The organism is Mesorhizobium sp. YR577 (assembly GCF_900116595.1).
Taxonomy (GTDB): domain Bacteria; phylum Pseudomonadota; class Alphaproteobacteria; order Rhizobiales; family Rhizobiaceae; genus Mesorhizobium_M.
In genome coordinates this window covers 125575-146672 of sequence record NZ_FPBI01000007.1, presented here as the reverse complement: position 1 = coordinate 146672, position 21098 = coordinate 125575, and the positions used below count along the sequence as shown (strand labels likewise).

The 21098-nt window shown below is 60.5% G+C and carries 23 protein-coding genes; 3 read left to right on the top strand and 20 right to left on the bottom strand.

Translation table 11 applies throughout. From position 1 onward, the window contains the following. Positions 1–13: 13 nt before the first annotated feature. On the bottom strand, positions 14–1060 hold the full coding sequence (locus BM413_RS12195; RefSeq protein WP_091913598.1) for a class I SAM-dependent methyltransferase: 1047 nt from the start codon (positions 1058–1060) through the stop codon (positions 14–16). Positions 1061–1352: 292 nt separating this feature from the next. Here BM413_RS12195 and BM413_RS12190 point away from each other — a divergent pair, with 292 nt between their 5' ends. Further along, positions 1353–3350, top strand: coding sequence for a putative bifunctional diguanylate cyclase/phosphodiesterase (locus BM413_RS12190; protein ID WP_091913597.1), 1998 nt, complete (start codon positions 1353–1355; stop codon positions 3348–3350). A 27-nt stretch (positions 3351–3377) separates the two neighbouring features. On the opposite strand, the gene BM413_RS12185 is transcribed toward BM413_RS12190, so the two are convergent. Next, entirely contained in the window at positions 3378–4127 is a 750-nt protein-coding gene (locus tag BM413_RS12185) for a sulfite exporter TauE/SafE family protein (RefSeq protein WP_091913596.1), read from the bottom strand. Between the two features lie 97 nt (positions 4128–4224). Here BM413_RS12185 and BM413_RS12180 point away from each other — a divergent pair, with 97 nt between their 5' ends. Further along, a complete protein-coding gene (locus BM413_RS12180; RefSeq protein WP_091913595.1) occupies positions 4225–5118 on the top strand; it encodes a LysR family transcriptional regulator in 894 nt (297 codons plus the stop codon). A gap of 67 nt (positions 5119–5185) precedes the next feature. Here the strand turns inward: BM413_RS12180 and BM413_RS12175 are convergent, their stop codons facing one another. Next, complete coding sequence (locus BM413_RS12175) at positions 5186–6223, bottom strand: glutamine synthetase beta-grasp domain-containing protein (protein WP_091913594.1); 1038 nt, start codon at positions 6221–6223, stop codon at positions 5186–5188. 414 nt (positions 6224–6637) lie between these two features. Here BM413_RS12175 and BM413_RS12170 point away from each other — a divergent pair, with 414 nt between their 5' ends. Then, positions 6638–6838: a DUF2735 domain-containing protein gene (locus BM413_RS12170; RefSeq protein WP_162931619.1), complete on the top strand. Its 201-nt coding sequence runs from the start codon at positions 6638–6640 to the stop codon at positions 6836–6838. A 47-nt stretch (positions 6839–6885) separates the two neighbouring features. Here the strand turns inward: BM413_RS12170 and BM413_RS12165 are convergent, their stop codons facing one another. The 17 genes from BM413_RS12165 to rpsE all read right to left on the bottom strand — a co-directional run bounded on the left by BM413_RS12165 (position 6886) and on the right by rpsE (position 21016). Further along, entirely contained in the window at positions 6886–7677 is a 792-nt protein-coding gene (locus tag BM413_RS12165; RefSeq protein ID WP_091913592.1) for an ATP12 family chaperone protein, read from the bottom strand. Positions 7678–7684: 7 nt separating this feature from the next. Next, a complete protein-coding gene (locus BM413_RS12160; RefSeq protein WP_091913591.1) occupies positions 7685–8590 on the bottom strand; it encodes a DMT family transporter in 906 nt (301 codons plus the stop codon). A 203-nt stretch (positions 8591–8793) separates the two neighbouring features. Further along, positions 8794–9780, bottom strand: coding sequence for an RluA family pseudouridine synthase (locus tag BM413_RS12155; RefSeq protein ID WP_091913590.1), 987 nt, complete (start codon positions 9778–9780; stop codon positions 8794–8796). 34 nt (positions 9781–9814) lie between these two features. After that, the gene (gene crcB, locus BM413_RS12150; protein ID WP_091913589.1) at positions 9815–10192 is read right to left on the bottom strand and encodes a fluoride efflux transporter CrcB; all 378 of its coding nucleotides are present in this window, start codon (positions 10190–10192) and stop codon (positions 9815–9817) included. Positions 10193–10235: 43 nt separating this feature from the next. Next, positions 10236–11072: an aspartyl/asparaginyl beta-hydroxylase domain-containing protein gene (locus BM413_RS12145; RefSeq protein ID WP_091913588.1), complete on the bottom strand. Its 837-nt coding sequence runs from the start codon at positions 11070–11072 to the stop codon at positions 10236–10238. A gap of 133 nt (positions 11073–11205) precedes the next feature. After that, positions 11206–12525, bottom strand: coding sequence for a replication-associated recombination protein A (locus BM413_RS12140; RefSeq protein WP_091913587.1), 1320 nt, complete (start codon positions 12523–12525; stop codon positions 11206–11208). 10 nt (positions 12526–12535) lie between these two features. After that, positions 12536–14125 carry a DegQ family serine endoprotease gene (locus BM413_RS12135; protein WP_244537848.1) on the bottom strand — a complete coding sequence of 530 codons (1590 nt, stop codon included), beginning with the start codon at positions 14123–14125 and terminating at the stop codon, positions 12536–12538. 85 nt (positions 14126–14210) lie between these two features. After that, entirely contained in the window at positions 14211–14792 is a 582-nt protein-coding gene (locus BM413_RS12130) for an ankyrin repeat domain-containing protein (protein ID WP_348272901.1), read from the bottom strand. Positions 14793–14988: 196 nt separating this feature from the next. Then, entirely contained in the window at positions 14989–15420 is a 432-nt protein-coding gene (rplQ, locus tag BM413_RS12125; protein ID WP_091913585.1) for a 50S ribosomal protein L17, read from the bottom strand. 41 nt (positions 15421–15461) lie between these two features. Then, positions 15462–16472: a DNA-directed RNA polymerase subunit alpha gene (locus tag BM413_RS12120; protein ID WP_091913584.1), complete on the bottom strand. Its 1011-nt coding sequence runs from the start codon at positions 16470–16472 to the stop codon at positions 15462–15464. Between the two features lie 101 nt (positions 16473–16573). After that, positions 16574–16963: a 30S ribosomal protein S11 gene (gene rpsK / locus BM413_RS12115; protein WP_091913583.1), complete on the bottom strand. Its 390-nt coding sequence runs from the start codon at positions 16961–16963 to the stop codon at positions 16574–16576. Between the two features lie 144 nt (positions 16964–17107). After that, positions 17108–17476, bottom strand: a complete 369-nt coding sequence (gene rpsM / locus BM413_RS12110; protein WP_091913582.1) for a 30S ribosomal protein S13 — start codon at positions 17474–17476, stop codon at positions 17108–17110. 165 nt (positions 17477–17641) lie between these two features. Beyond that, positions 17642–18259, bottom strand: a complete 618-nt coding sequence (locus BM413_RS12105; protein WP_091913581.1) for an adenylate kinase — start codon at positions 18257–18259, stop codon at positions 17642–17644. Continuing rightward, the gene (secY, locus tag BM413_RS12100) at positions 18256–19596 is read right to left on the bottom strand and encodes a preprotein translocase subunit SecY (RefSeq protein ID WP_091913580.1); all 1341 of its coding nucleotides are present in this window, start codon (positions 19594–19596) and stop codon (positions 18256–18258) included. The genes BM413_RS12105 and secY overlap by 4 nt, the downstream gene beginning before the upstream one ends. 131 nt (positions 19597–19727) lie before the next feature. After that, the gene (rplO, locus tag BM413_RS12095; protein WP_091913579.1) at positions 19728–20204 is read right to left on the bottom strand and encodes a 50S ribosomal protein L15; all 477 of its coding nucleotides are present in this window, start codon (positions 20202–20204) and stop codon (positions 19728–19730) included. A gap of 21 nt (positions 20205–20225) precedes the next feature. Then, entirely contained in the window at positions 20226–20423 is a 198-nt protein-coding gene (gene rpmD, locus BM413_RS12090) for a 50S ribosomal protein L30 (protein WP_091913578.1), read from the bottom strand. 23 nt (positions 20424–20446) lie between these two features. Further along, a complete protein-coding gene (gene rpsE / locus BM413_RS12085) occupies positions 20447–21016 on the bottom strand; it encodes a 30S ribosomal protein S5 (RefSeq protein WP_091913577.1) in 570 nt (189 codons plus the stop codon). Between the last annotated feature and the right edge of the window lie 82 nt (positions 21017–21098).

Sequence of the window (21098 nt, the reverse complement as noted above, 5' to 3'; positions counted from 1 at the left end):
GCGCCGTGGAATATCAGTCCCGCTTGCGGATGACGCCGTAGACGATGTTGCGGTTTTCGCCGAAAAACACCTCCGCATCGACCGTGTTGCGGTCAACGCTGGCGTTGATGATCTTCCACATATCGGCTTCGGTACGCAGCAACAGCGCCCAATTCATGAAGGTTTCCATGTAGCCGTCGTCGGTCAGCTCCGGCGAGAAGTTGGCGAACAGCAAGGTGCCCTTGGGCTTGAGCATGCGCAGGCATCGCCTGTTGAGCCTGATCGCCACGGCGTCGGTGAGATAATCGTAGAGGCCGGCGGAATAGACGAAATCGAACGAGCCCAGCTTGTAGGCGTCAGTCAGCAGACCGCGTACGGAGCCGTCAATGGCCTCGACGGGCGTTCCGGCATAGTCGCGCGCCACCGATCCGACACTCAGCGGATCCTGATCGAGCGCGACCCAGCGTGCAATGCGCCCCTGCTCCAGGGCGACCGAGCTGCCGGCCTCGCGCAGATGGCCCGAGGCGATCGCCAGCACTTCCGTGCCGTCGCCCCTCTCCTCGGCAATCTCATCAACATACTGCGCCAGGAGATCGCGCCGCTCGCGCACCGCCACGCATGAGGGGTAATATTTGCTGTAGGCGTAAAGCGCGCTGCCGATCGGAGAGGCCTCCGCCACATCCTCCCGGATATTCTCGTGCTGGTAGATGAAGTCGAGCAGCCGGGCATCTCCCGAATAGCCGCGAGGCTTCTCGAACGACCAGCGCGTAAACGGGTCCTGGTGAAAATAATCGGCGACGGGATGTTCCTGTGCCAGCGGTATCAGCGCCTGCCAGACACCGGGGTCGACCTTGCGCCGCATCTTGTGTAGCGCCTCGACGGTCCAGCGCATCGTCTGCGCGGGATCATTGCCAGCCTCGAACCACTGCCGTGCCGAATGAAGGACAAGGCCGAGTTCCGCCGTCGCGGTCGCGAGATGGTCGCTACTGCCTTGGGAAGGATAGAGGGCCGCCATGTCGGCTGCGATGGCTGTTGGGGTGATAAGGCTTTCGCCATCCAGTACCGGCTGCGGTTCATTCATGCAATTTACGCCCCCGCGTTTACGATTTGTTAACCTATGTTAGGCGACCGCGAGCGCAACTCAAGCCAAACCCCGCCGCATGGTTAATAACATTGAAGTGATTTTCTTCACGGTTTGCTAACGCTGCCGCGGAATTGGCGCAGCGTTTAACGGAAACTTGTGTTCCTGACGCGAAAATGACCCGCAGTCTGAAGGTTCCCGCATTGCGGATAGTGTTCGAAGCAGCGAAGGCGTTGTTCAACAGGCAGCCTAGTCGGCGGGCGTTGGTGCATCGCATTTCGATGGAAAGCGCATGACACAAACGATGGCCGACCCGATCGAGAGCGATCTGCAAGGACGAGTAGAGCGTCCCTCGCCTGCGCTTCTGCGGACGCTTTACCGCAAAGACACCGAAGAAATGCAGCGTGTGGGTATCCGCCAGGGCCTATGGGCCGCAGTCCTCGTCTATCTGCTCTTTTCGATTACGGACATTCTGCTCATTCCCGACGCCGCCCTGCCGGCAATCGCAGCGCGTTTCACCATCGGCATCAGCACATTGATAATGGTGGAATTGCAATATCGCGAGAATGCGCCTGCAGCCCGTATGGACCTTACCTGTGCGGTGGCCCTGGTTCTTGCCTATGTCGGCTGGCTCTTCGCGGCCATCACCACGCGACATATGGAGACGATTTCATACTACCTGGTATTCGGGGCCATCTTCATGATGAGCGCCAACCTGTTTTTCAGCTTCAGGTTTCAGTTCTCCATTCTCGTCTCGGGCGTCATGCTGCTGGCGTCCTTGTCCGTGCTTTTCTATCTGTTCCCGCACAACCGGATCTATCAGCTTTCCTTCGGCATATTTCACATCTCCTGCTTCATCTTCACGTCCTACGTGAACTGGAAACTGAACAGGGAGCGATACCACGTCTTCCTGAATGCGCTGGAAGCGAAGATGCAGCACAAGGAAGCGACCGAACGGGGCAAGGCGCTGCTGAAGCTTTCCCGAACAGACCCGCTGACGGGCCTGGAGAACCGCCGTGCCGTGGATGAGCGGTTGCGCGACCATTGGGGCGCCTGGCAGCAGCAAGGCCGCCGCTTTGCCGTGCTGCTGATCGATGTCGACTTCTTCAAGCGATACAATGACTGCTACGGCCATCAGGAAGGCGACCGCTGCCTTATCCTCGTGGCCGACGCGCTCAGCAAGACGATCGAGGCGAACAATGCCTCGATCGGCCGCTATGGTGGCGAGGAATTCATTGTCATCACCTCGCTCGACAGGCAGGAAAAGGTGGAAGCCTTCGCCGAGGAAATACGCAGCACGATCGAGAATCTTGCGCTCAGGCACGACCAGCGCCGCGACGGGATGCAGATCGTCACGGTGAGCATCGGCGCCGCCTTCACCCGGCATCAGACGGGCGCCAAGCTTGAAAAGATCATCCACGAGGCAGACCGTGCGCTCTACCTGGCCAAGGCCAGCGGCCGCAACTGCGCGAAACTCTTCGATCCCAACGACCCGCAAAGCAGCGACGAAAGCGAGAACATCGCGGCCCTCCTGAAGATCGCGATAGAGAAAGATCTCGTCTCGCTCGTTTACCAGCCTATCCAGAACGTCAAAACCGGCCGGGTCGAAGCGCTGGAAGCCCTCATGCGCCTCAATATGCTCGACGGAACCTCCGTCCCGCCAAGCCTGTTCATTCCTGTCGCGGAACGGACAGGTGCTATTCTGGAGCTTGGCCGCTGGGCGATAAGGACGGTGTGCCGCGAATATCTTTCCAACGACCACACGCGCATCGTCAGCGTCAATGTCTCGCCCATCCAGCTCAAGGCGCCCGGCTTTGCAACCTCGGTCGCTGCGATACTTGGCGAGACAGGCATTGCAGGCAACCGCCTCGCCTTCGAGATCACCGAAGGGCTCGAGATGGAGATGCATTCCGATGTTTTGCGCTGCATCTCCGACCTTAAGCTTTTGGGCATCAAGATCTGGCTAGACGATTTCGGCACCGGTTTTGCCGGCCTGTCATGGCTGCGCCTCATCGATTTCGACACGGTCAAGATCGACCGCTCTTTCCTGCATGACTGCAATTCGCCACGCGGCATGGCGATGCTCCAGGACATTGTCGGCCTGCTCAGGAATCGCGGGCCAAAAATCCTGGTCGAGGGCGTGGAGGTCGAAGACCAGATGGAACTGATACGCGAACTAGGCATCGATCAGGTTCAGGGCTTCCATGTCGGCCGACCGGTCCGCGTGGAAAGCATCAGGACTGACGCACCTGTCCGGCAACGCCGGTTGCCCATACAGAAATCCGCATAATCACGAATTGGGCACTTTGAACGAGCATCAAAGCAATGGCCTGATCAGCAGGTCGGCGCCGAGCAGAAGCAGGCCGCATAGGAACCAACGGCGGAATGCTGTCGGGCTTACTTTCTTGCGCACCATCTGCCCCACCCACATGCCGGCAAGAGCCGGCGCTACAGCGAGCGCCGACATCCAAACGTTCCCCAACTGGAACGCGCCGTGCCAGGCAAGACTGGCTGCAAGCGCAATGGTCGAAACGGTGAAGGAAAGCCCCAGGGCCTGGATCAAATCCTCTTTTTCGAGGCCGAGCGCCTGTAGATAGGGAACCGCTGGAATGACAAACACACCGGTGCCGCCCGTTACGACGCCGGTGGTCACCCCGATCAAAGGCGACAGCCATCGCTCCAATCCGGCCGGCACTGCAAGCTGACGGGCGATGAGTGTGTAGGCGGCATAAACCAACAGCGCCACGCCAAGGGCGCTCGTCGCAAGCCGCGTATCGCCGCTCGTCAGCAGCGACGATCCTGCGAGCGTGCCAACGACAATTGCCGCCATCATGGGCCAGAACCGCACGATCATCGGCCAAAGGCTTGGGCCGGTAAAGAGTTGCCAGACATTGGTGACGAATGACGGCACGATCAGAAGGGTTGCAGCTGCCACAGGCGAAACCAGCGCACCCAGCACGCCCATGGCAACCGTCGGCAGTCCCATTCCTGTAACGCCCTTGACGATACCGGCGAGAAAGAAGGTCGCGGCAACAGTGCCGATGAGCCATGTCGAAGAGTCCATCATGGCTCATCCTTGCCATCTTTTTCACCGGTCACAATGCGGATGATCCGCAGGCAGCCTTCGGCTGGCCCGAAGGCTAACCGCGCGCTAACATGCCACCATGCATTTTGACCTCACAGACCTGCGCCTGTTCCTTGCCGTCATTCAGGCCGGCAGCATCACGCACGGCGCAGCCGAGGCCCACCTTTCTCTCCCGGCGGCCAGCGAGCGCCTGCGCGGCATGGAACTGGCCGGCGGCGTCAAGCTGCTCGAGCGCGGGCGCAGAGGCGTGGCGCCCACCGAGGCAGGAGATGCGCTCGCTCATCATGCCCGGCTCATCCTTCGCCAGATGGAGCACATGCAGGGCGAACTCGGCGAATACGCCAACGGGAGCCGGGCAACGATCCGCCTGCTGGCGAACACCGCGGCGATTACGGAGTTTCTGCCCGACAGGCTCGGTCCCTGGCTAGCAGCCCACCGCCGGATCGATGTCGATCTGAAGGAGCGCCAGAGCTCGGAGATCGTAAAGGCCATCTCGGCTGGCCTTGCAGATATCGGCATCATTTCCGATGCGGTCGATTCAAGCGGATTGGAGCTCCGCCCATTCGCGGTCGACAGGCTGGTTGTCGTCGTTCCGCGCGGCCATTCCCTGGCAACTGCCCGGAAAATCGCGTTCGCAGATATCCTGCAGCACGAGTTCATTGGGCTGGCCGAAGGCAGCGCCTTGCAGGATTACATTGAGGCGCAGGCCGCCCGAACGGGAACCAAATTGAAGTTTCGGATGCGGGTGCGAACCTTCGAGGGGATCTGCCGTCTGGCGGCGCATGGAGCAGGCCTCGGCATCGTGCCGGAAACCACGGCCCGCAGATGCCAACGCCCGATGTCGCTCGCCTCGCTGCGCTTGACGGAAGCCTGGGCGACGCGGCGCTTGAAAATATGCTTTCGATCGGAGGATGAGCTCTCGCCCATCGCAAGCGACATGATCGCGCATCTGAGTTCGTCTGGACGTGAGTGACGAGCTGCAAGATACAAAAAGCCCGGCGGTTTCCCGCCGGGCTTTTCATTGAACCGGGTAAAACGCGTTACGCAGCAGCCTTCTTGGCTTCCGCCGAAACCGAAGCGATCGTCTTCAGCACCTGCGAAGCGATCTGGTAGGGGTCGCCCTGCGAGTTCGGGCGGCGATCTTCAAGATAGCCCTTGTAGCCATTGTTGACGAAGGAGTGCGGAACGCGGATCGAAGCACCGCGATCAGCCACGCCGTAGCTGAACTTGTTCCATGGCGCGGTCTCGTGCTTGCCGGTCAGACGCTTGTCGTTGTCCGGGCCGTAGACGGCGATGTGGTCCATCAGGTTCTTGTCGAAGGCAGCCATGAGCGCCTCGAAATACTCCTTGCCACCAACTTCGCGCATATAGGTGGTCGAGAAGTTGCAGTGCATGCCCGAGCCGTTCCAGTCGGTGTCGCCCAGCGGCTTGCAGTGGAACTCTATGTCGATGCCGTACTTTTCGCACAGGCGCAGCAGGAGGTAGCGTGCCATCCAGATCTGGTCGGCGGCGCGCTTGGAGCCCTTGCCGAAAATCTGGAATTCCCACTGACCCTTGGCAACCTCGGCATTGATGCCTTCATGGTTGATGCCGGCAGCGAGGCACAGGTCGAGATGTTCCTCGACGAGCTGGCGTGCGATGTCGCCGACATTCTTGTAGCCGACGCCGGTGTAGTATGGGCCCTGCGGAGCAGGATAGCCGGATTCCGGGAAGCCGAGCGGGCGGCCGTCCTTGTAGAAGAAGTATTCCTGCTCGAAGCCGAACCATGCGCCCTCGTCGTCGAGGATGGTGGCGCGCTTGTTCGATGCATGCGGGGTGACGCCATCCGGCATCATGACTTCGCACATGACCAGGGCGCCATTGGTGCGGGCCGGGTCGGGATAGATCGCGACGGGCTTCAGCACGCAGTCGGACGAATGGCCCTCGGCCTGCATGGTGGATGAGCCGTCAAAACCCCACAGCGGAAGTTGCTCGAGCGACGGAAACGAATCGAATTCCTTGATCTGGGTCTTCCCGCGGAGATTGGGGACCGGGGTGTAACCGTCCAGCCAGATATATTCGAGCTTGTATTTTGTCATGCCGGCCTCTCGTAACCAGTTCGCTTAATCTTTGAGGGAGCGCTGAAATGCGCCCGGCCGTCATGGGCCGAGTACCTCACCGCAGAAAAAGCAATTAGCGTGCCACTTGCGCCGGCTTGGTAAAATCCGGCGCAAAATCCCTGCGAAAAGCCCGCCGTTGCGACAAAATGGCCGATGAAATGCAGGTGTCTGAGGTGAAAACTGGCGATGCTTCGGGCCGCCGCGCACGCGGATGCGATCCGATCTATCGCAGTGCACACAACGCAAAGATGCTGCATGAACCGGCAAATATAAGATCGCCCAAAAAATGAGCAAAACAAGATATTTTACTGTTCATATTGCACAAAACTGATGCACGCCCTATCTTCTCTTTATCCGATGCGGCTATCGCGCCGTCGAGGGAGAGACACGGCAATGACTACTACTGGCATTCATCGTGAATCGGCCAAGATCTACACCTTCAAAGCGAAGGTTCGTTCAACGGCTGATAGTTTTCATGGAAAGACTGGCTCGGTTACAGAGCTCGTATCGAAGCGTTTGCCCAATATTGCTTGCGGCAGCGCCTGGTATCATGAGGAAGCCGTTCAGAACGCAGATCGCGATCTGAAGAGCTGAACCTCCGATCCGGGATTGAACGCGTTCCGGTACGCCGGAACGCTGACTTAAGCTTTCAACGCTTCAAGCAATGCGACTGCCGCCATGAAATCGCGCTTGCGATAATTGCGCCGGGCGACCGCTTCGGAATCCTGGCCCCACTGCTCGATCTGCCAGTCCTCGTCGACATGCGCGGCATTCCAGCCCGTCTCGGCGTCTATTTCACCGGTCTCGACCGCCAACGCCAACAGGGCAGATCCCGTCAGCGTCGTCATCACATGAAGCGAGGCAAGCTTCAGTGGCTCCGCGCGCTGGCTCAGATGAATGCCGATGGCCCCGATCGCCTCGCGTGGCTGCTCAACATGGATGACGCCCTCGGTCAGAACGAAACGCGCGCCAAGCGAAGCACGCGCCCAATCCAGCACGCCGTCCCAGGCTTCCGCCTGGCGTTCGACCAGCTTTTCCGGCGCCTCGGCGCGGTAGCAGAGAAGGTCGGACGATGCAAAGCGCAGGATGTCTTCCAGAACCGCCTGCGGGTCGGTCGCCACGCCATCGATCGCCGTGTTGACCAGCCGCATTGCCGGCATGGTCGTCGGGTCGATGTTTTCCTCCTGCGCTGAAAATTCTGCGGCGACCAGTTCGGCCGCTTTGGCGGTCGGCAGTGTCAGGATCGCCTTGGCGGGCGTGCGGACAGGCTTGCCGTCGAGATGCACGGCAAAACCGTCCTCGACGGGTGCAACCGTGACGGCTTTATAGAACCGCTTCGGCAACTGCCGCTTCAGCTGGCTTTGCGCCCGGCGAATGGGATCGGGGTCCGACAGCAGGTCGCTGGTTTCGAGATCGTTCAGAATTTCACGCATCTTGCACTCACTGAGGCAGCCGTCGCGGCGGCCTGTTGACGACGATCAGGCCGATAGCAATCAGTCCGAGCGCCAGAAATATCCTGACGGTGAGCGGTTCACCGAGAATGAGACCACCGCATAATACGCCAAAAGCCGGCGTCAGGAAGGCAAAGCTCGAAAGGCCGGATGCGGGATAGCGCCGCAACAGCCAGAACCAAAGCACGTAGGTGAATGCCACGACGTAGACGGCCTGGAAAAGCAGTGCCAGGGTCGGTACCAGCGCGAACTCGCGAACGGACGGGCCGGCGAAAGGTAGCACAAACGCGCCGACCACGGCCGCGCCGGCAAGTTGGTAGAGCAGAAGCTTTTCGGCGCCCGTACCCGCCAGCTTCGAACGCTTTATGACGATATTGGTCAAAGCCCAGAGAATGCCGGCTCCAAGGCTCATCAGATCGCCGATCAATGTTCCGCCTGCCCCGAGCTTGTCGGAAAAAACCGCGACAAGACCCGCAAAGGCCAGCACCAGCCCTATCAGCTTGCGCGTGGTGATGCGCTCGCCCAGAAGGAAGTGCCCGCCGACCAAAACCCAGAATGGCATGGTGTTGACCAGAAGCGTATTGCGCGCAACGGTCGTGTGATCGAGGCCGATATAGAGAAACAGGAATTCGAGGCCGAAAAGCACGCCGACAAGAATTCCGGCAGCGAGCGTGCCGTCCTTCTCGAAGAGCGCGATGCCGCGCCAGCGACACCAGGCCAGCACGAGTGCGCCACCGATAATCGCGCGGGCAATCGACAGGAAGACCGGATCATAACCTGCATAGGATATTTTCGCGGCGACACTGTTCAGTCCCCACGAAAAGGTGAGCCCAACCATGATGGCTGCCGCCGCCATGTCGATGGCATCGCGGCGATCGATCGCGAGATTGGACATGAATGCTAACGATCCTGCTCTGATTTCTCGCGGAGCAATTCGATCTCTCCCGCCTGCTTTCCTTCAGCTTGGGAAATGCCCTTGCTGTCCTCCGGGAAAAGCCTCCGCATCCCGATCTTAGCGGGCATATGCATGGCCCATAGCACCAGCAGGACGGGAACTAGCAGCCAGGCGGCATCGATGATGGCGGGAAACGGGCATGACTAGCCTTCTTCACCATTCGCATCGTCGAAGCCGAGCAGGTTCCAGCTTTGGCGCATATGCGGCGGCATCGGCGCGGTGACGTCAATTACGCCCTTGTCGGGATGTGGAATGCGGATGCGGCGCGCGTGAAGATGCAGCCGGTTCTGCATGCCGCCCGGGAAATCCCAGTTGGTATCGGCCTCGAAATATTTGGGATCGCCGATGATCGGGCAGCCGATATAGGCGGCGTGCACGCGCAATTGGTGCGTGCGGCCGGTATGCGGCTCCATCTCAAGCCATGCCAGGCTCTGCGCTGCCTGCTCCAGCACGCGGTAGTAGGAGACGGCGTGGTCGGCGCCACGCTCGCCATGCTGGGCGACGCGCACGCGGTCACCGTCCGGCGTCGGTTCCTTGATCAGCCAGGTCGAGATCTTGTCTTCGCGCTTCTTCGGCACGCCCTTGACCAGCGCCCAATAGGTCTTCTTTGCGTCACGGCCACGGAACGCCTCGGCAAGTTTCATCGCCGCAAGCCGTGTGCGCGCGACCACCAGAACGCCCGAAGTGTCGCGGTCGAGACGGTGAACGAGGCGCGGCTTTTCGCCCTTCTTGCTGCGCCAGGCCTCCAGCATGTCGTCGACATGCCGTGAAACGCCCGAGCCGCCTTGCACCGCCAGGCCTGCCGGCTTGTTGAAGACGAATACCTTGGGGTCCTCGTAAAGCAGCATCTGCGCCAGCACGTCTCCATCATCCTGGTTGCGGATGGAGTGGCCGGTCAGCATGCCCTCGCCGCCCTTCTTGTCGACATCGAGCGGCGGGATGCGGATCATCTGGCCCGGCTCGACGCGCGTGTCGGCCTTCGCCCGCCCGCCATCGATACGAACCTGGCCCGAGCGCAGCAGTTTCTGAAGGTGCCCGAAGCCAAGCCCGGGGAAGTGGTTCTTGAACCAGCGATCGAGCCTCATGCCCGTTTCGCCGTCCTCGACCTTGATCTGCTCTACGCCTGCCATTGTGCCATGTCCGTTTCAATCCGGCGCAATAGCATCAGCCGACGCTTCTTACGAGCCACAATCCCAGAAACAGGGCAAGAATAGCGCCGATAACGCTCACAAGCACGTATGCAAGCGCCGGAAGTGCCGCTCCCCGCTCCCAAAGCACGGCAAAATCGAGCGAAAATGCCGAGAATGTCGTGAAGCCGCCGAGAATGCCCGTTGCCACGAACAGTCTGATCTCGTTCGACGCACCGAAGCGCCGCGCCAGAAGCTCTATGAACACGCCCATCGCGAAGGAGCCGGCGATATTTATGGCCATGGTGCCCCATGGAAACGTCGCCCCCACCAGCCTCAGTGCTGCGAGATTGACGAGATGGCGAAGCGACGCGCCGATGGCGCCGCCTATCGCGACGAGGACCAGATTATACATGGCAGACTTGATAGCGGATCGGGTTCGGCTGTGAAAGATACCGCTACTTGACCGGCACCGCTGCCTTTGGCTTGCGCGAACCGATCATCTTCCAGTTCTTGTAGAACATCGCCTTCATGCGATCGACGCTGATAGAGATCACCGACAGCATTGCCGACAGGAAGCCCGGCACCGGAGACGGGCGGATGATGTCCATGAACACGCAATAGCGGCGGCCGTCATGCTCGTTGACCGAGCGGTGCAGCAACGTGTCGTCGAAGATGAACAGCGGGTTCTGATACCAGAGCTGCTTGACGTCACCGCATTCGATGAAGATCTGGTCGGTCTTTGCCGGAACCAGATTGTAGAGCACGCGCAAGGTCAGCCGCAGCGGGCCGAAATGGTATGAGGTCGATTCACGTCCCGAGAAAACGGACACCGCTATCGTCCTGATATATTTGAATTTCTGGGTAAATTCGGGAACGTTGTCGATGTGCTGCTTGCCGTACCACTGGTAGACATACATGCCGCGACGCCCGCTTTCGAAATTCGCGTCGATATCGGCGATGATCTCGGCCTGCCGGCTCTTGAAGACGTCCAGAACCTGATCCACCTCGCGGCGGTAATCATCCGGAAACTGCTCCAGCTTCCACACGCCCCAGTTCTTGTAGGACAGCAGGTCCACGAAGAGGTTGAAGGGCGAAAGCAGCCAGGTGAACATGCCGTTGCCAAGAAAATAGAGGCTGAACAATCTCTGGTTCTTGCGATCGTTGCGCAACACGTCGATCAGCCCGCAAAGCAGGAACAAACCCGTGATAATCGGGATGAAATAGAAAGCCACGGCCAGAATGAGCACGGCTATGCCGATCTTGCGAGCGGTCTTGAGAGACTTCTTGTTCATGAGTCTTACCGAAAAAAAATTGCGCGCAGTATCTACGAAATCAGCCTGTCAAAGCACATGTCGATGACGAGTCGTTGAAACCTTGCCGATCAACCGGCGCCATCGCAGCGCCGAATCTTTGGCAAAATTACGATCAATCGCCGCGACCCGATTTTTCCCGCCGAAGTTTCGCCCAATAGTCGAGCCGCTTTCTGATATCGCGCTCGAAGCCGCGTTCGGGCGGGTCGTAAAAAGTCTGCCTGCCCATCTTTTCCGGAAAATAATCCTGGCCGGAAAAGGCCTCGGGCTCATCGTGATCGTAACGATAGCCTGCGCCGTAATCCTCGCTTTTCATCAGCTTGGTTGGCGCATTCAAAATGTGCTTGGGCGGCAGAAGCGAACCATGCTCCTTGGCCGCGCGCGTTGCCGCCTTGAAAGCCGTGTAGATGGCATTGGATTTTGGCGCGGTGGCAAGATAGACGCAGGCCTGCGCAAAGGCCAGTTCGCCTTCCGGCGAGCCGAGATAGTCGTAGGCGTCCTTGGCGGCATTGGCGATGACCAGCGCCTGCGGGTCGGCAAGGCCGATATCCTCGACGGCCATCCTTACCAGGCGGCGGCCGAGATAGAGCGGGTCTTCGCCAGCATCGAACATGCGCGCGAGATAATAAAGCGCCGCATCAGGATCCGAGCCGCGCACTGATTTGTGCAATGCTGAGATCAGGTTGTAATGGCCGTCCTGGCCCTTGTCGTAGATCGGCGCGCGGCGCTGGACGATGCGCTGCAAGCCCTCGGCGTCGAAAACCTCGTCCGGCCTGGCGGCGCGCCAGACTTCCTCGGCAAGCGTAAGCGCTGCACGGCCGTCGCCATCGGCCATGCGCATCAGCACGGCCCTGGCCTCATCATCGAGCGGCAAAGCCTTGCCTTCGGCCTCCTCTGCCCGCAGAAGCAGTTTCGCGATACTCTCCTCGCCGAGTGACTGGAATACCAGCACCCGCGCGCGCGACAGAAGGGCCGCATTCAGCTCGAAGGACGGATTTTCCGTCGTCGCGCCGACAAGGATGACCGTTCCGTCTTCCATGACGGGCAGAAAGGAATCCTGCTGGGCCCGGTTAAAGCGATGGATCTCGTCAACGAAGAGCAAGGTCTGGCGGCCATTGGTGCGACGCAGTCTTGCCGTCTCGAACACCTTTTTCAGATCGGCGACGCCCGAAAAGATCGCCGATATCTGCTCGAAAGCCAGTCCGGTCTCGCCGGCAAGCAGCCGCGCAACAGTCGTCTTGCCGGTTCCCGGCGGGCCCCAGAAGATCATCGACCCGAGTGAGCCGGAGCGGATCATGCGTGTCAGCGCGCCATCTTCGCCGGTCAGATGTTCCTGGCCGACGACTTCGCCGAGACTTGCCGGGCGCAGGCGGTCTGCAAGCGGCCGTCCCGGTGGCGCTTTTTCGGGTTCGTCGGCCTTGAACAGGTCGGCCATGGGGTGCTCGTCAGTAACGCAGCATCTGGCGCAGCAGTTGCCCGTCACGCTCGATCGTGAAACGCCACCAGCGGGCGTCCTGCTCCGCGACCTGCTTCAGCTTCTGCGGCGTGTCTATGACCTCGCCATTGACCTCGCGGATGATATCGCGCGGCTGCAGGCCGAAACGCGCGGCCGGCGAATTGCGGTCGATATCGACGACGGAGACACCCGTCGTTTCGGCGCGCAGGCCGAGCTGCTGCGCCAGCCGCGGCGATAGCGACGCCACCTTCGTGCCCGAAAATGGACTGCGGCCGCCGATGGTAACCTGCGCCGGCGTTGCGTCTGCCGGCGGCCGCACCGGCGTGATGTCCACCGTCTTTTCGGCACCCTGGCTCAGAACGCTGAGCTTGGCGGGAGCGTCGATGGCGATCGTCGCGAGGCGATAGCCCAGCGCATCGACATGCTCGATAGCAACACCATTGAGCGAAAGAACCACGTCACCCGGCTTCAGGCCGGCCTTGGCGGCAGGTCCATCGGGTATCACCGAGGAAACGAGCGCGCCGGTCGGCTTGGGCATGCCGAGCGACTCGGCAATCGCTGCCGTGACCGGCTCGAAGGCAGCACCAATGAAGGGCCGCTCGAAATAGTCCCTGCCCTGCTTGGCCGATTCGACGACCGCCCGCACCATGTTTGAAGGAATGGCGAAGCCGATGCCGATCGAGCCGCCGCTGCGGCTGTAGATGGCGGTGTTGATGCCGACGAGCTGGCCGGTCATGTTGATGAGCCCGCCGCCGGAATTGCCGGGATTGATCGCGGCATCGGTCTGGATGAAGAAGCCGAAATCCGACACGCCGATGTGCGAGCGGGCCAGCGCCGAAACGATGCCGCTGGTCGTGGTCTGGCCGACGCCGAACGGGTTGCCGATAGCGAGCACCAGGTCGCCTATTTCCAGTGCATCGGAATCGCCGATGGGGATCGATGGGAACGGCTTGCTGTCGTCAATCTTCAGCACGGCAAGATCGAGCGACTCGTCCTTGAGCAGCACCTTGCTGGTGAATTCGCGGCCGTCGGATGTCGCGACCTTGACCTCGTCGGCGTTGTTGATGACATGGTTGTTGGTGACCACGATGCCGCTCGGATCGACCAGCACGCCCGAGCCCAGAGACGACTGCATGCGCTGCGGCGCCTGACCGCCAAACTGGCCGCCAAAGAACTGTTCGAAGAACGGGTCACCGGCGAAGGGCGAGCGCACGCGCACCTGCTGCGAGGCGTAGACGTTGACCACGGCCGGCGCGGTGTCCTTGACCAGCGGCGCGAAGGAAAGCTGGATTTCGGGGCGGCCGAATGGCAGCCGGCGTCCTTGCGGTGCAGGCGGCGGTGCCGGCTCCTCCACGCTCTTCAGAAGCTCATTCAGCACTTCCTTCAGGCCCGGCTGCTCCAGCTGCTTTGTCTCGGGCGCCTGGGCTGCCGGCGGTTGCGCCGGCGCGGGCTCTGCCTGCGGCGCAGGGGCAGCCTGCGGGGCCGGTGCTTCCTGCGCCATGACAGTCCCGACTCCGAACGCGGAAGCAACGGACAGCCAGGTGGCAATCAGGGCGAGCGGCAATCTTTTGGCGACCATACGAATCCTCCAGGGCAAGCGCGCGCCATTGTCACGATGAATGTGCAAAATGAAAGGCTTAAGCATCTAAATCGACCGTAGAGCCTTATTTACGCGGACCAGCTTCAATCCTTGCCGCTATTTCCTGAAAACCGCTCGCACGCGCATGGTCGAGCGGCGTCTTTCCGTCGCGATCGGGAATGCCTTTTGCGCCGGCATCGACCAGCAGACCGACGATCTCCTGATATATAGGGCCGCCGTCGCCGAGGATCACCGCCTCCAGCAGCGCCGTCCAGCCGAGATTGTTGACGTGATCGATGTCGATGTCGGTTTCGAGCAGAATGCGCACTGTTTCCGGATAGCCATGGTGCGATGCCGGAATGAGGGCGACGCCGCCATAACGGTTGGTGTCCTTCAGGTTGGCCTTTCCGCTTGCAAGTATCGCCTTCAGGATTTCATTGCGACCTTCCGCACCCGCATAGAGGAACGGCGTGTCTTTGATGACGTCCTTGGCGTTCACGTCAGCGCCCGCTTCGATGAGCGCCCTAGCGACATCGACGTGGTTCGCATGTGTTGCCAGCAACAGAGGCGTCCGCGCAGCACGATCCCGTCCATCGATCTTTGCGCCCTCCGCGAGAAGTGTGCGTACTTCATCGGCCCGGCCGGCAGCAGCAGCTTCCAAAAGCATCTCGTCCCTCTCCCCCGCGGCCAAAGCGGCGACCGAAATCATGAGTGCCGCGATCACGGCAATCATGCGGACAGCAATCGATACTGTGGCCGGTGCAATCGATCTTATCGTCATAGGCAAGGATAACGCTGCAACCCGCCAAAAAGCAAAAGGGGCCGCAAGGCCCCTTCGCAAAATTCGGTGATGCAAAAGCCGATTATGCGGCTTCGGATTCCGAATTGGCTTCTTCAGCCTCGACGCGGGCGCGGTCGCCTGCACCCTTGGCCGACGTATCGCGATCGACGAACTCGATCACGGCCATCGCGGCGTTGTCGCCGTGGCGGAAGCCAGCCTTCATGATGCGCAGATAGCCGCCGTTGCGGGTGGCATAGCGCGGCGCAAGCGTGTCGAAGAGACGCTTGACGACGGCTTCGTTGCCGATCTGTGCGATGACCTGACGGCGAGCGTGCAGGTCGCCGCGCTTGCCCAGTGTCACCAGCTTCTCGACGATAGGACGCAGGTCCTTCGCCTTGGGAAGCGTCGTTGTAATCTGCTCATGCTCGATCAGCGAAACTGCCAGATTGGCAAACATCGCTTGGCGGTGGCTTGAGCTGCGGCCCAGCCGGCGTCCGGCGAATCCATGGCGCATGGCCCTACTCCTTCAAATCCTGGTTCACGAGGCCTTACGCCTCAATACTGATCTTCGTAACGCTTGGCGAGATCTTCGATGTTCTCCGGCGGCCAGTCGGCCACTTCCATACCGAGATGGAGACCCATCGCGGCCAGAACTTCCTTGATCTCGTTCAGCGACTTGCGGCCGAAGTTCGGGGTGCGCAGCATCTCGGCTTCGGTCTTCTGGATCAGGTCGCCGATATAGACGATGTTGTCGTTCTTCAGGCAGTTGGCCGAACGCACCGAAAGCTCGAGTTCGTCGACCTTCTTGAGCAGCGCCGGGTTGAACGCCAGTTCGGTAACCTGCTCGGCGGCAACTTCCTTCTGCGGCTCGTCGAAGTTGACGAACAGGCCAAGCTGGTCCTGCAGGATGCGCGCAGCGAAAGCCACGGCATCTTCGCCGGTAACCGAGCCGTTGGTCTCGATCGTCATGGTCAGCTTGTCATAGTCGAGAACCTGGCCCTCGCGGGTGTTCTCGACCTTGTAGGAGACCTTCTTGACCGGCGAGTACAGGCTGTCGACCGGAATGAGGCCGATCGGCGCGTCTTCGGCGCGGTTGCGGTCTGCCGGCACGTAACCCTTGCCGGTGTCGACGGTGAATTCCATGCGGATTTCAGCGCCTTCGTCCAGCGTGCAGATGACGTGGTCGGGGTTGAGGATTTCGACGTCGCCCACGGTCTGGATGTCGCCAGCCAGAACAGCGCCCGGACCCTGCTTGCGCACAACCATGCGCTTGGGGCCATCGCCTTCCATGCGGATGGCGATTTCCTTGATGTTGAGCACGATGTCGGTCACGTCCTCGCGCACACCGGCGATCGAGGAGAACTCATGCAGGACGCCGTCGATCTGCACTGCGGTGACGGCAGCGCCACGCAGCGACGACAGAAGCACGCGACGCAGCGCATTGCCGAGCGTCAGGCCAAAGCCCCGCTCGAGCGGCTCTGCAACCAGAGTGGTCAAAGTCTTTTTCTTCGACGAGAACTCGATCTTGTTCGGCTTGATCAGTTCCTGCCAATTTTTCTGGATCATTTTGTCTTCCTTCCGGTTCCCCGCCACCATCCAATCGTGGCGGGCGATCTGGAAAAACCGCACAAGCGCCCAATGCGCTTATGCGGCGATGAAATCACAAACTAGACGCGACGCTTCTTGCGCGGGCGGCAGCCATTGTGCGGGATCGGCGTCACATCACGGATCGAGGTGATGGTGAAGCCGCCGGCCTGCAGCGCGCGAAGAGCCGATTCACGACCCGAACCCGGGCCGCAGACTTCGACTTCGAGCATGCGCATGCCGTGTTCCTGCGCCTTCTTGGCGACGTCTTCGGCGGCCATCTGGGCAGCGAACGGCGTCGACTTGCGCGAACCCTTGAAGCCCTGAGCACCGGCCGACGACCAGGCAATGGTGTTGCCCTGCGCGTCGGTGATGGTGATCATCGTGTTGTTGAAGGTCGAGTTGACGTGAGCGACACCCGACGAGATATTCTTGCGTTCGCGGCGGCGAACTCGTGCGGCTTCCTTGGCCATAGTGGTCCTTTCAGTTGATCTCGTCACCGCCGTAATACCAGCGGCTACACCAGGAGAGAGGGGAGTAAGGGAATAAGGCAGTAGGGGAAAAGGGACGAACCCAAAACCTACCGCCTTACTCCCCTATTCCCTTAATCCCCTAAATTACTTCTTCTTGCCGGCAATTGCCTTGGCCGGACCCTTGCGGGTGCGCGCATTGGTATGCGTGCGCTGGCCACGAACCGGAAGCGAACGGCGATGGCGCAGGCCGCGGTAGCAGCCGAGGTCCATCAGGCGCTTGATGTTCATCGAAACTTCGCGGCGCAGATCGCCCTCGACCTGATAGTCGCGGTCGATGGTTTCGCGGATCGCCAGAACTTCAGCGTCGGTGAGCTGATTGACGCGGCGCTCGGCCGGAATGCCGACCTTCTCAACGATCTCGGCGGCAAACTTCTTGCCGATGCCGTGGATGTACTGCAGCGCGATGATCACGCGCTTGTTGGTCGGAATATTGACGCCAGCTATACGGGCCATTTTCTTCTCCATGTGGGCCGGTCAAGCCGGCGTTATTGTTGACCCGCGTCCGGTGGAGACCGGCCCTTGCGGGTGTTCCTGGTTCAATGCGAGCGCCTCATCCTAACGGACAAGCCAACCTGACGCCTGAATGGGAGACGGGCCGCTATAGTCCAGAAGAGTCAATCAGTCAACAGGTTGGCTGACTTTATTTCTCTTCACCGTTTCGGAAAGGATAGATTCGATCTGCGAAGTGACGGTTTCGACTTCCGCCATGCCGTCGACCGACTTCAGCATGCCCTTGGCGTAATAGTAGCCAATGAGCGGTGCTGTCTTCTTGTAATATTCCCGCAGGCGCTCTTCGAACACTTCCGGGTTGTCGTCCTTGCGCACCGGCTGGCCGGCGGCCTTGGCATCTTCAGCGCGCTTTACAATGCGGCCGACCAACGCCTTGTCGTCGACGACAAGCTCGATCACCGCATTCAGCGCCAAGCCACGATCCGACAGCATCGACTGAACCGCATCGGCCTGAGCCAGCGTGCGCGGATAGCCGTCGAGAATGAAACCTGTTGCGCAATCGGCCTGATCGATACGCTCGGCGACGATTGCGTTGACGATCGCGTCGGAGACGAGTTCGCCGGCATCCATCACAGCCTTGGCGCGCTTGCCGACTTCGGTGCCGGCCTGCACTGCTGCGCGCAGCATATCGCCAGTGGAAAGTTGAGGTATGCCGTGCTTCTCGACCAGCCTCTGTGCCTGTGTCCCCTTGCCCGCTCCCGGCGGCCCAAGCAATATCAACCTCATTTAGTTCTCTTCCCTCCCCGAAGCTTGGATTTCTTGATCAGCCCTTCGTACTGATGGGCGATCAAATGACCCTGGATCTGCGCAACCGTGTCGAGCGTGACGCTGACGACGATGAGCAGCGATGTTCCACCAAGATAGAATGGAACGCCAGTGGCCGAAATCAGGAATTCGGGCAATAGGCAGACAAGCACGAGGTAGACGGCGCCGATGACCGTGATGCGGGTCAGCACGTAGTCGATATATTCAGCCGTGCGCTCGCCTGGGCGATAGCCCGGAATGAAGCCGGAATGCTTCTTGAGCTGGTCGGCCGTATCCTTCGGATTGAAGACGATCGCGGTGTAGAAAAAGGCGAAAAACACGATCATTGCGGCATAGAAAGCCATGTAAAGCGGCTGTCCGTGGCCAAGAGCGGCCAGGATCGTGCTTGCCCAGGCAGGCATGTTGGTCGTGGCCGAGAAGCCTGCAACCGTCGCCGGCAGGAGCAGCAGCGACGAGGCGAAGATCGGCGGAATAACGCCGGCCGTGTTGAGCTTCAGCGGCAGGTGCGACGTATCGCCCTGGAACATACGATTCCCGACCTGGCGCTTCGGATATTGGATCAGCAGGCGGCGCTGGGCACGCTCGAAGAAGACGATCAGCGCGATGACGACGATGGCCAGAATGATGATCGCCAGAATCAGGCCGGTCGACAGAGCGCCGGTACGGCCGAGTTCCAGCGTGCCGCTGATGGCATGCGGAAGGCCTGCGACGATGCCGGCGAAGATGATGAGCGAAATGCCGTTGCCGATGCCGCGCGCGGTGATCTGCTCGCCGAGCCACATCAGGAACATGGTGCCGCCGACGAGCGTGATGACGGTTGAGGCGCGGAAGAACAGGCCCGGATCGGCGACGATGCCGTTGCCGCCCTCAAGTCCGACCGAAATACCATAGGCCTGGACGAGAGCGAGAAGCACGGTGCCGTAGCGGGTGTACTGGTTGATGACCTTGCGGCCCTGCTCGCCTTCCTTCTTCAGAGCTTCGAGCGACGGAATGACCGACGTCATGAGCTGCATGATGATGGAGGCGGAAATATACGGCATGATGCCGAGCGCAAAGATCGCCATGCGGCTGACTGCGCCACCGGCAAACATGTTGAACATGCCAAGAACGCCGCCGGACTGCGAATTGAACGCCTGGGCGAATGCGTCCGGATTGATTCCGGGAAGCGGAATGTAGGTGCCGAGCCGGTAGACCAGCAACGCGCCCAGGGTAAACCAGATGCGTTTCTTGAGATCCTCGGCCTTGGCGAAGGCTGCGAAATTCAGATTCGATGCAAGTTGTTCAGCAGCCGATGCCATGCAAAAGTCTCCGCTTGGTCACGCTCGAAAGCCCGCGCCGGGCGGCACGTGTCGACGAAGCCACGAGATAGGCTCCGGACGGCAAAGATGCAAGCGGCCACCGATGATGGCAGCCGCTTGATCCGATATTGTTACTCAGCCTCGGCTGCCTTTACAGGCACCTTCACCGAGCCACCGGCCTTTTCGACCTTCTCGATGGCAGCCTTGGAGGCGCCGGCGAGATCGAAGGAGACCTTGCTCTTCAGTTCACCATCGCTGAGCAGGCGCACGCCGTCCTTGGCGCGGCGGATGACGCCGGCCTTGACCAGCACGTCAGCCGTAATGGTTTCCTTGGCATCGAGCTTCTTGGCATCGATCGCGGTCTGGATGCGGGCCAGCGACACCGTCGCAAAGCTCTTTGCGAAGATGTTGTTGAAGCCGCGCTTCGGCAGACGCCGGTAAAGCGGCATCTGACCACCCTCGAAGCCGTTGATGGCGACGCCCGAACGAGCCTTCTGGCCCTTCACGCCGCGACCGCCGGTCTTGCCCGAACCCGAACCAATGCCGCGTCCGAGACGCTTCTTCGAATGGGTTGCGCCGTCCTTGTCACGCAGTTCGTTGAGTTTCATGATCTTTCTCCTGCGCTCTGCTTATTTCTCGTCCACGACGCGGACGAGATGCTGCACTGCGGCGATCATGCCACGCACCGAGGGGGTATCCTCGAGGGTACGCTGGCGATGCATCTTGTTGAGGCCGAGGCCGACCAGCGTTGCGCGCTGTTCCTTCGGGCGGCGGATCGGGCTGCCGATCTGCTCGACCGTGATCGTCTTGGTAGCTTTCTTAGCCATGGTCGTAATCCTTGCCCGTCCGACTATTCTTCGGCGGCGACGGCAGAGCCGCGACGCGCCTGAAGGGTCGAATACTTGATGCCGCGCTGAGCAGCCACATCCTTGGGATGCATCTGGTTCTTCAGCGCATCGAACGTCGCGCGCACCATATTGTACGGGTTCGACGAACCCATCGACTTGGCGACGACGTCATGCATGCCGAGCGTCTCGAAAACGGCGCGCATCGGACCACCGGCGATGATACCGGTACCAGCCTTGGCGGAGCGCAGCAGGACGCGGCCAGCACCATGGCGGCCTTCGACGTCGTGATGAAGCGTGCGGCCCGAACGCAGCGGCACGAAAATCAGGTCGCGCTTTGCCGATTCGGTTGCCTTGCGGATAGCCTCAGGCACTTCGCGCGCCTTGCCGTGACCAAAGCCGACGCGGCCCTTCTGGTCGCCGACGACGACGAGTGCCGCAAAACCGAAGCGCCGGCCGCCCTTGACGACCTTGGCGACGCGGTTGATGTGGACGAGCTTGTCGACAAATTCGCTGTCGCGCTCTTCACGGTCACGACCGCCGCGGTTGCGGTCATCCCTACGTTCTTGTGCCATATCCTGTTCCTTGTTTTTTTCCGGAAGCACGGGGGTTAAAAACTGAAGTCCGGCGTCTATAACAGAGCCGGACTTATTTCAA